This is a genomic window from Serratia sp. 14-2641 (genome assembly GCF_001692375.1).
GTDB lineage: Bacteria > Pseudomonadota > Gammaproteobacteria > Enterobacterales > Enterobacteriaceae > Chania > Chania fonticola_C.
The window spans coordinates 306,686-319,040 of record NZ_LXKR01000028.1 but is presented as its reverse complement, the minus strand read 5'-3'; the positions used below and the strand labels follow the sequence as shown (position 1 = coordinate 319,040).

Genomic DNA, 12,355 nt, shown 5'->3' with positions numbered 1-12,355 from the left:
TAGCGTTGATTTAAAATCACCAGTGGCGATAAAATTTCACAAGATTGTTTCCTAAAAGGCTACAAGTGATGAGTGACCGATTAAGCGGCATTTCGGTATTGGTCAGCGTGGTGGAGGCGGGCAGTTTTGCGCTGGCGGCCAACAGGTTGCATCTCTCCCGTTCGGCGGTGGGCAAAACTATCGCCCGGTTGGAGCAACGGTTGGGCGTACGCCTGTTTCACCGCACCACCCGCAGCCTGAACCTGACTGACGATGGCGCGCTGTTCTATGAGCGTTGTTTACGGGCGTTGGAAGAGATCCGCGTCGCAGAGAACCTGCTGGAAAGCGGTAAGCGGCAGGTCAGTGGCCGGTTACGGGTCTCGATGCCAGTGCTGATTGGCCGCCTGTGTATCGCGCCGGTGCTTACCGCATTGTCGCGTGAGCATCCAGGATTGGAACTCGATCTGTCATTTAGCGATCGGGTGGTGGATTTGGCTGAGGAAGGATTCGATCTGGCGGTGCGCAATGGTCCATTGCCGAACAGTGCCGGGCTGGTGGCTAGAAGGTTAGGGGATAACCGCATGACCCTATGCGCCTCGCCGGAGTATCTGGCTCGCAGTGGTGTCCCAGAAAGCGTTGAGGAGCTGCCCCAGCACGATGCCATCGCTTATCGCTACGCCTCAATGATACGTAGCTGGTTGATCCCGCAGGCAGACGGAACAACGCGAGAAGTGATGCCAAAACCTCGCTTGCTGATGGACGATCTGCAGGCGATTGCCGACGCGGCGGTGGCCGGGTTTGGCATTGCCTGGCTGCCATGCTGGCTAATCCGTGATGCCTTGCTGGAAGGCCGATTACAGCAGGTATTGGGGGAGGTACCGGGGAAAGACTTTGAAGTGCATGCCGTCTGGCCGCTCACGCCGCATTTACCCTTGAAAGTGCGGCTGGCGGTGGATGCGCTGGTCAGCCACCTGCCTGCGAGGATGGCGCTATAGTCGCGCCACCTGACTCAGGAGGCGCGTTTTTTACGCCAAACGACCAGCATCACGCCTAGCAGCCCAACGACCAACAACACCATCGGCAGGATCATCAGCCCGGCCATCACCTGATCTTCGTGGCGTTTAACCAGCGGGATTTGGCTAAAGGCATAGCCCAGCGTGACTACCGAGCCTACCCACAGCAAGCCGCTGAGCCAGTTAAAGATTTGAAAACGGGCGCTATTGAGGCCCGAAATACCGGCCATGGTAGGCAACAGGGTGCGTACAAACGCCAAAAAACGGCCAATCAGCAGAGCGACCAGTCCGTGGCGGTTAAACAGCATGTGCGCGCGCTGGTGGTATTGCGCCGGTAGCTGTAGCAACCAGCCTTTCACCACCGAAGTATGGCCAAGCCATCGCCCTTGCAGATAGCTGAGCCAACAGCCAAGGCTGGCGGCGACCGTCAGAATAATCAGCGTGGGGATAAAGTTCATCACGCCTTTGGCGATCAAGGCACCTGCCAACAGCAGTAAGCTATCTCCGGGCAGGAAGGAAGCGGGCAACAAACCGTTTTCCAAAAACAAGGTGGTAAAAAGGACGGCATAAACCACCCAAATCACGCTGGGATCGGCAAGTGCAGTAAAGTCTTGCGTCCACAGTGCGTGAACAATCTCTCTTAATACATCCATTCTTTATCCTGGGGTGCCTGGGCTGACTTTCTATAGGCTACCGTGCTGTTATAGCCATGCTCACCGGTAAATTTAGGCCACACACGGCGGTGAGGCCCAAGAGCACAATATAGTGTACCGCTATTAGCTTAAGCGGACATTAAACAGAGCATAGAAAATGTGGCAAAGGCCGTAAAACTCGGAAAAAGTACAGGCAACCGTCGGGATGGCCAAGTAAAAACGCCGTAAAAGCTCGTGCCTTAGTATGTGATTTTATTCTAGCCACTCCTCATCAACCGGCCCTTACGTAGGGGGGGAGGATGCTGCGCCCGCAGACATTTTCCCGCAGTGATTGCGTGATCTATTCACACCGTTTATAGCCTGTTGGGGTAAAAAACAGCCGTTTGAGTGATGATTTTGTTAGCATTATGGGTAGGCAATGTTATGCCAAACGACGCGCAAACCCTGATAGTGACTGGGGTTGTATCATTTTTTGCTCGTCGATGCGTAATTCTTCAAATAATAATGATAACTACTATCAATCCCTGATTGGTTTGATATGATCGCACGCTGAATTCTTCCTTAAATGTTGAAATGGGTGGAGGCACAGCGTGAAAACGGCTGGCAAAATGACAAATCAAAGTGCTCAGGGCGCAGGCCGTGGGCAATGGGGCGCATTGGGGCGCAGTGTGATCGCCTCACTGGTGTTGGTGGTGGGGTTGGCGGGCAACGCTCAGGCGGCTCCGGCCACTGCACCAGCAGTCGCTGAAAGCGTTGCCGCGGCAACGACACCGGCCGCACCAACAACGGTAACCCCAGTGGCGGGTACCCCGGAAAATATCACCCCGGTTAATCCTGAACCGGCCATCCAACCGCCTGAAACGCGTGGTATGGATCTTTCCGTCTGGGGTATGTATCAGCACGCCGATATCGTGGTGAAAATCGTGATGATTGGCCTGGTGTTGGCGTCTATCGTCACCTGGACCATTCTGTTTGCCAAAGGCAGTGAGCTGTTTCGTTCCAAGCGCCGTCTGCGCCGTGAGCAGTTGGCGCTGGCCGACGTGCGTTCGCTGGACGATGCCTCCGAACTGGCGCAAAGCTTCTCGCAAGAGAGCATCAGTGCGGTGCTGCTGCAAGATGCGCAGAACGAACTGGAGCTGTCGGCGGCCTCTAACGACAACAACGGCATTAAAGAGCGTACCGGTTTCCGTCTGGAACGTCGCGTAGCGGCCTATGGGCGTCAGCTGGGGCGCGGCAATGGCTTCCTGGCCACCATCGGCGCCATTTCACCGTTTGTCGGCCTGTTCGGTACCGTATGGGGCATCATGAACAGCTTTATCGGCATTGCCCATTCGCAAACCACCAACCTGGCAGTGGTTGCCCCGGGGATTGCGGAAGCCTTGCTGGCCACCGCGCTCGGTCTGGTTGCAGCTATCCCTGCGGTAGTGATCTACAACATCTTTGCTCGCGTTATTGGCGGCCACCGTGCTCAGGTGGGCGATGTGGCGGCGCAGGTGCTGCTGCTGTTGGGCCGCGATCTGGATCTGGCGGCCTCGGCCGATGCCAAACGTTCGCAGCATGCGCACCAACTGCGGGTGGGGTGAGTTATGGCGATGCGCTTAAATGAAGATCTGGACGACAGCGGCGAACTGCATGAAATCAACGTGACGCCGTTTATCGACGTCATGCTGGTGCTGTTGATCATCTTTATGGTGGCTGCGCCGCTGGCAACGGTAGATATTCGTGTCGATCTGCCCGCTTCTTCCGCTAAACCGCAGCCGCGTCCGGAAAAACCGGTGTTCCTGTCGGTGAAGGCAGACAAGCAGCTGTACGTGGGTGATGAGCCGGTGACGGCGGAACAACTGACGGCGGTGCTGGATCAACGCACGCAGGCGAATAAAGAAACCACCATCTTCTTCCAGGCGGACAAGACCGTAGATTATGAAACGCTGATGAGCGTGATGGATACGCTACGCAAAGCCGGCTACCTGAAAGTGGGGCTGGTGGGAATGGAAGGCGTGGCCAAGTAATCTGAAACTCAGCCATTTCCTCTTCTTCGGGTTGCCTAACTCGAGGAAGAGGGCGCTATTACCTGCTTATCCCCGCGAAATCTGCCCCCTTTCCCCGAATTCCCATGATACTGCTGACAACCCCAATCGACTTAACCCATTGATTATTTCAACGGGTCAGCCTGCAGCGCCCTACGTGGTGAGCCAGTTGATATTTTCTCGGGCTATTTAGCCACGAGCATGTGCCGCAGCGCGGGTGATTTGCTCATCGGAAGGGCGCACGCCGGTGTACAACACAAACTGCTCCAAAGCCTGTAGAGCGATCACTTCGGCACCGGTCACCACCTGCAAACCCTGCTCCCTTGCATAGCGGATCAGCGGGGTTTCTGCTGGCAGTGCAACAACGTCGAAGGCAATCTTGGCAGTCTTGATAGTGGCCGGTTCAAAGGCCAACTGCTCGGCTTCGCTACCGCCCGCCATGCCGATCGGCGTGACGTTAATCACCATCTCAACCTGTAAATCGCCCACTTCTGGCTGCCACTGATAACCATATTGCGCTGCCAGCGCCTGGCCCGCCTGTGGGTTGCGCGCAATGATATGGCCGTTCTTGAACCCGGCATCGCGCAGGGCGGCGGTTACCGCCTTGGCCATACCACCGCTGCCACGCAGAGCAAACGAGGTGGTCGGGGGGATCTGGTATTTCGCCAGCAGTTTGGCGATGGCGATATAGTCGGTGTTATAGGCCCGCAGGAAGCCGTCGTCGTTGACGATGGTATTGACCGATTCAATCGCCGTGGCTGACGCATCCAGTTCATCAAGGAAGGGAATACAGCTCTCCTTGAACGGCATGGAAACCGCACAGCCGCGAATACCCAAAGCGCGCACGCCGCCGACCGCTGCCTGAATATCTTTGGTGGTGAACGCCTTATAGATGAAGTTCAGATCCAGTTCCTGATACAGATAGTTGTGGAAACGGGTGCCGAAATTGCCAGGCCGACCGGCCAGTGACATACACAGCTGCGTATCTTTGTTGATTTCACGACTCATAGCAGGTCCTTAGCGCATTGAAATAAGTGTCCCCACCGGCTAGCAAGCATCCAGCGGGGATAATCGGTTCAGCTTACGCCAAAAAACGGGTTATTGAGCACAAATTTTTCGGCATTGGTTTACCCCATTTTCGGGTAGACCCCAGGCCCGATAGGCAGCCCGAGCAGGTACCACACCACTAGCAGCAGGGTCCAGACGGCGAAGAACACCAACGGATAGGGCATGATCAGCACGTAGTAGGTGCCGAGTTTGGCGCCTTTCAGGTAGCGCTGCAGAAAGCCAAGGAATAGCGGTAGGAATGGCGACATCGGGGCCAGCGGCAGCACGGATGAGTCCGCGATGCGGAAAATCATCTGGGCGAAGGCTGGGTGAAAGCCCAACAGCATAAACATCGGTACGAAGATCGGGGCCAGGATCGACCAGATGGCGGAGCCGCTGGCAATAAACATGCACAGGAAGGCCGACAGGAACATCAGGCCGAGGAACGCCGGTGCGCCGCTCATTCCGGCCGCCTCCAGCAGATCCGTCAGGCCGATGGCCATAAACTTGCCCATGTTGCTCCAGTTGAAGAACGCTACAAACTGCGACAGCGGGAACACCATGACGATAAAGCCTGCCATGTTCTTCATCGGCTCGACCAGCTGGTTGGGGATATCGTCTGGGCGTCGGATGCTCTTGGTGACGACGCCGTAAGTGATGGCGACGGTGAAGAAGAACAGGATGATGATCGGCACAATGCCTTTTATAAAGGGTGAAGGGATCACCGAGCCGGTTTGCGGATCGCGCAGTGGGGCACCCTCTGGCACTACCAGCGCGGCCATCACGGCGATAAACACCAGCGCGGCGATACCACTCATCATCAGACCACGGTTTTGTAATGGGGTGAGCGCTTCAAGTTTGTCATCGGAGGTGCCTTGCCATTTTGGTAGCCGTGGCTCGATAAATTTATCCGTTAGTAACGCGCCGGTAATGGTCAGTACGATCACCGAGGTGGCCATAAAGTACCAGTTATCGATCACGCTGACGTGGATTGCGCCGTCAACCGCTTTGGCCGCTTCGGTACTGATGCCGGAAAGCAGCACATCGGTGGTGACAATCAGCAGGTTGGCGGTAAACCCCGAGCCGACACCGGCGATCGCCGCCAATAGCCCGGCAATGGGGTTACGCCCGACGGCCAGGAAGATCAACGCCCCCAGCGGCGGCATCACCACCAGCGCGGCATCGGAGGAAATATGGCTGAAGAAGGCGATAAACAGCACCATATAGCTGGCGTAGCCAGCGCTGACGTGTGAGGCCATTTTGTACATCAGCGCCTGCAACAGGCCGACCTTTTCCGCCAGACCGGCCCCAATCACCAGCGCCAGGATCGCGCCCAATGGCGCAAATCCGCTGAAGTTGTGAATGATATTGGGGAGGATCCATTGTATTCCCTCCACGCTCAGCAGATTTTTTACCTGGATCATTTCCCCGGTAGCCGGGTTTTTCACCACCAGACCCAACCAGGAAATGAGCGCGGTGGCGAGCATTAACACCACGATTAAATAAACGAATAACAGGAAGGGGTTGGGAATTTTATTACCGATACGTTCTACCCAGTAAAAAATACGCCCGGGGCTTTTATTGGCGGATGATGCTATCTCACTCATGATATTACCCTCTTGTCCGTAATCAGATTTTTATAGTTTTAGGGATCGCGATGGTGATCTGGCTCGGAACGGGAGCCAGAACGGTCGGGATTTACTTCAAAGGCGAAGGTTTCACCCCCGCAGGGATGGGGCATTGGTATGGCTGTTCGGCACGTTGCTGGCGGAACTCCTCGCGGCAAGCGTTTAGCAAGGCGTTATCGCTCAGTAATGCGACGGCGGTAGCGGCCATCACTTTACCTGCCAGGCACATGCCCTTATGGGCTATTGAGGTTCGGCCCTGGGCGACCAACTGCCAGGTATGCAACGGCGTCCCAAGAGCAAAGCAGGGGCTGAAGCACTGGGCCGTTGGCGTGACCCAACTGACGTCGCCGACGTCGGTAGAGCCGTACAGGATTTCTTGTGACTCCACGTAGGGGGCGACCTCGTCCATCAATACCTTATCGCCCAACTGCCTTACCCATTCCTGCCCAGCGACTCCACCGGTACGCGAAATGTTCAGCTTGGCATTACGCAGGTCGTCTTTACTGAGCGTTTGGCGGATCTCCGTGGCAAAACGCCGCTCTTCGTCGCTGTAATCCGGCAAGCCGAAATCGCACACGTACTGATACATCGCCTTTTCCAGGCGGCGATTGGGGACGTAGTTGGAACAGGCTTTTTCAAAGTGCACCGTCATCTGGGTGTCGGTCATCAGCGCTGCACCGTTGGCAACGTTGACCAAGCGTTGGTAGATATCCTGCACCTGATCGAGCTGGGGAGCGCGCACCAGGTACAACACTTCGGCATCGGCCTGCACCACGTTGGGGGAACTGCCGCCGGTATTGGTGACCGCATAATGCAGTCGGGCTTCCTGCACGATATGTTCACGCAGAAAGTTGGCACCGGTGTTCATCAGCGTCACGGCATCCAGCGCGCTGCGGCCGAGATGTGGCGAGTTGGCCGCGTGAGCGGCAATGCCTTTGAAACGGAACGCGGCCTGAATGTTGGCTAGGCTGCTGGTGTTGAACATGCCGCTGAAGCCTTCCGGGTGCCAGGTGAGAGCGGCATCCACATCGGCGAACAGCCCTTCACGCACCATAAAGGTTTTACCAGAGCCGCCTTCTTCTCCTGGGCAGCCGTAAAAGCGTATCGTGCCGGTTAACTGTTGCTGTTCCATCCAGGCTTTAACCGCAAAGACCCCGGCCAGTGCGGCGGTGCCGAGCAGGTTATGCCCACAGCCATGACCATTGCCGTTTTCCACCAGCGGAGACGGGGTGGCACAGCCCGCATGCTGGCTCAGACCGGCCAATGCATCGTATTCACCCAATAAGGCGATCACCGGATGGCCGCTACCGAAGCTGGCAATAAACGCCGTTTCGATACCACCGACGCCGCGTTCAACCTCAAAACCCTCTTGTTCCAAGGCGTTTGCCAGTAGTTCGGCGGAGTGGATTTCGGCAAAGCGGGTTTCCGGATGATCCCAGATCTCATCGCTTAAGGCACTGAAACGGGCCTGATGGCTATCGATGTAATGGTGAATAAAAGAGACCAGTTCCGGCTGTTTCATACTGCGCTCCCAAAAGTCGGTAGGTTCAGTGCCAGGGTGGCCAGCGTTTTTACCGCCACGGTGAGTACCTGCTCGTCAAAATCGAATTTCTCGTTGTGATGCCCGGCGCTGAGTTCGCAACCGAAAATCACATAGGATGCTTGCCCACCGTGAGATTTCACCCGTTCCATCATGTAGGTGGCATCCTCTGAGCCCGCAGCCTGCTCGCGGCGATCAACGACTGAACTAAGTTCGCTGATGCTGAGTGCCTGGCGATGGATGTAATCCACCCAAGGTTGCGTCGGCTGGCTGCTCTGTGCTGCGCCCATCAGGGCGATGTCGTACTCCACCCCCTGCATGGTCGCTGCCCCTTGGATGGCGTTGAGCGCCTGTTGGTAAACAAACTCGTTGATCTCATTGGTAGCGCCGCGTGTCTCTACCTTCATAAGGGCGCTGTCTGCGATGACGTTACGGCCAGTGCCCGCTTGCAACATGCCAACGTTTATACGTGAACTGCCTTCGCTGTGGCGGGGAATGGCATACAGCCCAACGCAAGCCTGAGCCGCCGCCAGCAGCGCATTGCGGCCATCCTCCGGTTTGGCACCGGCATGGGAGGCCACGCCACGGAAAGTGACGTCCAGCTTGGTGGTAGCCATAAAGCTATCGCTGCCGCACACCAGTTCCCCGGCCGGCACGCCAGTGCCGATATGCACGGCGGTAAAGAAATCGACGTCATCGACCACGCCGGCTTCCACCATCGATTTGGCCCCGCGGGTACCTTCCTCGGCCGGTTGGAAGATCAGCTTGATGCGGCCATGCAGCTGTGGCTCCAGGCTCTTGAATATCCGCGCCAACCCCAGGCCGATGGTGGTATGCCCATCGTGCCCGCAGGCGTGCATCATGCCGCTATTGCAGGAGGCGAAACCTTCACGGAATGGCAGATGGTCGGGATGCCGCAGTTCGTTGAGATCGAGCGCGTCCATATCGACACGAAAGGCGATGGTGGGGCCCGGGCGGCCGGTATCCAGCGTGGCGACAATGCCGGTAAACCCGCCGGAAAAGAAGGGTAGCCACTTCGCCAGGGCACCTTGTTTGATGGCTCGCTGCTCCTGCGCCGCCAGGATTTGTGCAGAGGGGAGCCCCATGCGGGCTTCGGCGTTGATCACCTCGTGGCCAAGTTGCAACTGGTAACCTAATCGATCCAACTCTTCCGCCACCAGCGAAGCGGTACGAAATTCAAGCCAGCCGGATTCGGCATGGTGGTGGAAGTCACGGCGCCAGGCTTGCAGTTGCGGATACAGTTCGGTCACCAACGTTGAAAGCGGAGTGTTCATAGCAGTTTTCCATTAGTTATCACGCCTTGAATGAAATTCAGGCAGCAGTGGAGGTCAGGCAATTAAATTAAAATTGAATATTTGCGTAATTAGTTGCTAAAAGCCGTGAATGGCGCTTATTGAGCGCGATACTGCGTTTAAATAAGCGAAATGATGATTGGGTTATTTATTATGTTTTTTTCGAATGTACACAATGGTATCGGGTTAAATAAGATGCCAATATCTTGCTACTGATAAACAACGGTTATCGCAAATCGCCTATGCCAGCCTCGATAAAATTGCACCAGTTACGCGCCTTTGTGGAAGTCAGCCGCCAGGGCAGTATTCGCGCCGCCAGCCGTACCTGTAACCTTTCCCAGCCTGCGTTGACCAAGTCGATTCAGGAGTTGGAGGAGGTGCTCGGCGCCAAGCTGTTTGTCCGCCGCAGCAAAGGGGTGGTATTAACCGACTGCGGTGATAACTTTTTTCAGCATGCCAGTCTGATCCTCGAAGAGCTGCGGGTGGCGCAGGAGGATATTCAGCAGCGGCTGGGGCTAGCGGGCGGCTCGGTCAATATCGGCGTCGGTGGCAGCGTTGCCCGCACGGTAATGCCGAAAGTGATCACCCAGTTTCACCGCGAATATCCCAATGTGAAGGTGCGCATCGTGGAGGGGCAGCTGGTCTCGATGATCCCGGAGCTACGCCAGGGGGAGTTGGATTTTACCATTAATACCTACTACCCCAGCAGCATGGACAATGAGTTGAGCTTTGAGCGGCTGATGGAAAGAGAATACAAGGTGGTGGTACGCAAGGGGCATCCGTGTGAGAACGCCCGCACGCTCAAGGAGCTGCAACATTGCGATTGGACTATGCCAACCCCCAATGGCAGCTACTACCGCCTGCTACATGAACTGTTTGGTGATATGGGGATGGCACCGGCGATCAGCGTCACCTGCGAAACCTTTATGGCCTGTACCAGCCTGGTGGCGCAGAGTGACTTTGTCAGCATTTTGTCGGTTGATGTGATTTCCGATCCGATCCTGGGCCGCCATCTGGTAGCGTTGGAATTGGACGAAGCCTTACCACAAGCTACCTTCTACCTGATCCAACGAAAGGATACGACGCTCACACCGATGGGCGCCTACCTGGCCCGCCTGTTCAGGCAGCATTGCCGGTAGCTGTCTATCCATGGTGCCGCTAGCGGCGAATACAGACGATCAGAGGATTAGTAAACCCTTTGATAATAATGGCATTTTTATCTAAACCCCTGATCTTTGAGTAAAACCCGATGCCCGGGGTTTGCGGTAACACTCTGTTCTGCCAAAGATCTGCTGGCGTATTATCCGTGGGGTGGCTCTCTGTACGGATAAAGACGATTTCGTTCACGTTTTCCAGCTCCGACGGGGCGACGGTAAAGTAGACGGTCCTTCTTAGAATATAGTGATTGCCCTTATTCTTGATTGAGCCAGAAAATTTCAAAATCCCATCATATGCCGACCTAAAAATGACGTCGATATGAGTGTTAACCTCAACTTCGTCAGCTTCATTGATTCTGAGGTGCGCGAATAATTGAGCATCGCAATGGAACGGCTTTCGGGACTGCACCTGATAAATATAAAAAAGGGCTGAACATAAACTAATAACCAACAGCAGGGCTACGACGATTTTTTTCATGTTATTACTCTACTGTTTTGTAATTTAAACAATTTTTATAGCTGGTGGCATCAACTTTACTGCAGGCAGCGAGCAGCCGGACTCTGAAACGGTCGTTATTAGGGTGTGCCTCTGCATAAAAAACATCCAGATCCTCACGTGAACAGTCTATGCCTTCCGCTGCTATCTCCTTGACGATTTTAGCCGTAAAATCTTTATTTGGCTTGTCGTCATTTAAGTTATAGATACTGCATTTTTCATGAGTCACCACGAAGTTCACGCTCTCTTTTTTGTTGTGTCGCAGCATTGTCGTGCCAGTTATCGTGGTCAGTAACAATAAAAGAGCAAGTATGTAGATTATCATCTTGTGTTTTTTTAACGATAAATAGATAGATTGATGCTCTCCTTGCTCGGTCATTGTCGGTGGTAGGGTTTCTGAAGAGATAGTGGACTCTTCAGTGACAGGAATCCCGGTTACCGATGCCTCTTCTGTTATTCCCTGCTCCGATTTTTGTATCGGATGGATTTCCGCATCCATTCTAAAACCGACGCGAGGAACGGTGGAAATGATATCCTTACTCACGCCGAGATTAGTGAAGGCTTTGCGTAACTCACTAATATGGTTATTCAGGCTGGCATTAGACGGCGAAAAACCATAGTCCGCCCAGACGTTTTTTAGCAGGTCATCGCGAGCAAGGTTAACCCTATTGTTGTTAATCAACTCACTGAGTAACCGGGTTGCTGGCTTTGATAATTCAACAGATTGCTGAATGTCATTTTTAACCGTCAATATTCTATTGTCAGGATCAAAGATAATATTAAGGTTTATTATATATTTCATGGCGATAACCGAGCATCCTTGGTGTTAGTGTTGAACTGCGTCCAGTGATAAGAATAGTCTTAATGGTTTAACTGTGCGTAGGAATTTAGTGGTAACCCGCTACCGTAGTCAACCCTGATTTGAACTATTTTTTCAGCAATAATAACTAGTTGAATTCAAGACAGTATTACCTACTCGCTTATCGGTTTTTTTTCACTCAAAACAGCATTAAATATATTAAAATTTATAATTTTTAGTAATTAATTCTAATTTTTGCTTATTAATCAGGTTATTTTGCTTGTTCATTATCTGATCATTAAGATTTATCGCAACGCCAAACCACTGGCGAAAGCGTTTAAAGAGTGTACGTAATGGTGAAATCGGTAAAGTGACTGCTTTCTTCACCGACAACGTCGGTGTTGTCGCAGACCCTTGGATATTGGGGCTAGTCTTGTCATTGAGGATGCTAACGGTCCTATTAAACTGACTGAGCCAACCACCATCCAACAGTTGCAAAAAGGCATAATACCCTGAACTTCAGTGACTATCTGCAGGGTGATGGCGCGTCTGCCACTGTTACCAAAGGCAAATTCAAGGCGGTTGCCAGCTTCACTTTATCTGACCAGTAATCGGCTACGTCATTATAGGTATAACCTATTTTTGGCATGTGGAGGTATCCGCATCCCTTGTTTAGGGGCGACAGCGTCAAGGATGATTTGCC

Annotated in this window: 12 protein-coding genes; 4 read left to right on the top strand and 8 right to left on the bottom strand. The window is 53.9% G+C overall.

Annotation, left to right across the window (positions count from 1 at the left end):
• Positions 1-68: 68 nt before the first annotated feature.
• Complete coding sequence (locus A6U95_RS11965; protein ID WP_065684652.1) at positions 69-974, top strand: LysR family transcriptional regulator; 906 nt, start codon at positions 69-71, stop codon at positions 972-974.
• A 14-nt stretch (positions 975-988) separates the two neighbouring features.
• Here the strand turns inward: A6U95_RS11965 and A6U95_RS11960 are convergent, their stop codons facing one another.
• Positions 989-1,645, bottom strand: a complete 657-nt coding sequence (locus tag A6U95_RS11960) for a DedA family protein (RefSeq protein ID WP_021806837.1) — start codon at positions 1,643-1,645, stop codon at positions 989-991.
• A gap of 590 nt (positions 1,646-2,235) precedes the next feature.
• On the opposite strand from A6U95_RS11960, the gene exbB reads away from it, so the two are divergent.
• Positions 2,236-3,228: a tol-pal system-associated acyl-CoA thioesterase gene (exbB, locus tag A6U95_RS11955; protein ID WP_074423341.1), complete on the top strand. Its 993-nt coding sequence runs from the start codon at positions 2,236-2,238 to the stop codon at positions 3,226-3,228.
• A gap of 3 nt (positions 3,229-3,231) precedes the next feature.
• Positions 3,232-3,654, top strand: coding sequence for a TonB system transport protein ExbD (gene exbD / locus A6U95_RS11950; RefSeq protein ID WP_021179543.1), 423 nt, complete (start codon positions 3,232-3,234; stop codon positions 3,652-3,654).
• A 207-nt stretch (positions 3,655-3,861) separates the two neighbouring features.
• Here the strand turns inward: exbD and A6U95_RS11945 are convergent, their stop codons facing one another.
• The 4 genes from A6U95_RS11945 to A6U95_RS11930 form a co-directional block, all read right to left on the bottom strand.
• The gene (locus A6U95_RS11945) at positions 3,862-4,680 is read right to left on the bottom strand and encodes a shikimate 5-dehydrogenase (RefSeq protein WP_065684651.1); all 819 of its coding nucleotides are present in this window, start codon (positions 4,678-4,680) and stop codon (positions 3,862-3,864) included.
• Between the two features lie 119 nt (positions 4,681-4,799).
• Positions 4,800-6,326 carry a p-aminobenzoyl-glutamate transporter gene (gene abgT / locus A6U95_RS11940; protein WP_065684650.1) on the bottom strand — a complete coding sequence of 509 codons (1,527 nt, stop codon included), beginning with the start codon at positions 6,324-6,326 and terminating at the stop codon, positions 4,800-4,802.
• Positions 6,327-6,417: 91 nt separating this feature from the next.
• The gene (locus A6U95_RS11935; protein WP_065684649.1) at positions 6,418-7,869 is read right to left on the bottom strand and encodes a M20 family metallopeptidase; all 1,452 of its coding nucleotides are present in this window, start codon (positions 7,867-7,869) and stop codon (positions 6,418-6,420) included.
• Positions 7,866-9,182 carry a M20 family metallo-hydrolase gene (locus tag A6U95_RS11930; protein WP_065684648.1) on the bottom strand — a complete coding sequence of 439 codons (1,317 nt, stop codon included), beginning with the start codon at positions 9,180-9,182 and terminating at the stop codon, positions 7,866-7,868. The genes A6U95_RS11935 and A6U95_RS11930 overlap by 4 nt, the downstream gene beginning before the upstream one ends.
• Positions 9,183-9,442: 260 nt before the next feature.
• Between A6U95_RS11930 and A6U95_RS11925 the strand changes: the two genes are divergently transcribed.
• Positions 9,443-10,339: a LysR family transcriptional regulator gene (locus tag A6U95_RS11925; RefSeq protein ID WP_024482999.1), complete on the top strand. Its 897-nt coding sequence runs from the start codon at positions 9,443-9,445 to the stop codon at positions 10,337-10,339.
• A 19-nt stretch (positions 10,340-10,358) separates the two neighbouring features.
• Here the strand turns inward: A6U95_RS11925 and A6U95_RS11920 are convergent, their stop codons facing one another.
• The 3 genes from A6U95_RS11920 to A6U95_RS30665 all read right to left on the bottom strand — a co-directional run bounded on the left by A6U95_RS11920 (position 10,359) and on the right by A6U95_RS30665 (position 12,150).
• Entirely contained in the window at positions 10,359-10,835 is a 477-nt protein-coding gene (locus A6U95_RS11920; protein ID WP_065684647.1) for a hypothetical protein, read from the bottom strand.
• Positions 10,836-10,839: 4 nt separating this feature from the next.
• A complete protein-coding gene (locus A6U95_RS11915; protein WP_065684646.1) occupies positions 10,840-11,655 on the bottom strand; it encodes a winged helix-turn-helix domain-containing protein in 816 nt (271 codons plus the stop codon).
• Between the two features lie 216 nt (positions 11,656-11,871).
• Entirely contained in the window at positions 11,872-12,150 is a 279-nt protein-coding gene (locus tag A6U95_RS30665) for a hypothetical protein (RefSeq protein ID WP_139102366.1), read from the bottom strand.
• Between the last annotated feature and the right edge of the window lie 205 nt (positions 12,151-12,355).

Coding starts and splice junctions, on each gene's coding strand:
- A6U95_RS11965 (WP_065684652.1), top strand. CDS start 69: ATGAGTGACCGATTAAGCGGCATTTCGGTATTGGTCAGCGTGGTGGAG.
- A6U95_RS11960 (WP_021806837.1), bottom strand. CDS start 1,645: ATGGATGTATTAAGAGAGATTGTTCACGCACTGTGGACGCAAGACTTT.
- exbD (WP_021179543.1), top strand. CDS start 3,232: ATGGCGATGCGCTTAAATGAAGATCTGGACGACAGCGGCGAACTGCAT.
- A6U95_RS11945 (WP_065684651.1), bottom strand. CDS start 4,680: ATGAGTCGTGAAATCAACAAAGATACGCAGCTGTGTATGTCACTGGCC.
- abgT (WP_065684650.1), bottom strand. CDS start 6,326: ATGAGTGAGATAGCATCATCCGCCAATAAAAGCCCCGGGCGTATTTTT.
- A6U95_RS11935 (WP_065684649.1), bottom strand. CDS start 7,869: ATGAAACAGCCGGAACTGGTCTCTTTTATTCACCATTACATCGATAGC.
- A6U95_RS11930 (WP_065684648.1), bottom strand. CDS start 9,182: ATGAACACTCCGCTTTCAACGTTGGTGACCGAACTGTATCCGCAACTG.
- A6U95_RS11925 (WP_024482999.1), top strand. CDS start 9,443: ATGCCAGCCTCGATAAAATTGCACCAGTTACGCGCCTTTGTGGAAGTC.
- A6U95_RS11920 (WP_065684647.1), bottom strand. CDS start 10,835: ATGAAAAAAATCGTCGTAGCCCTGCTGTTGGTTATTAGTTTATGTTCA.
- A6U95_RS11915 (WP_065684646.1), bottom strand. CDS start 11,655: ATGAAATATATAATAAACCTTAATATTATCTTTGATCCTGACAATAGA.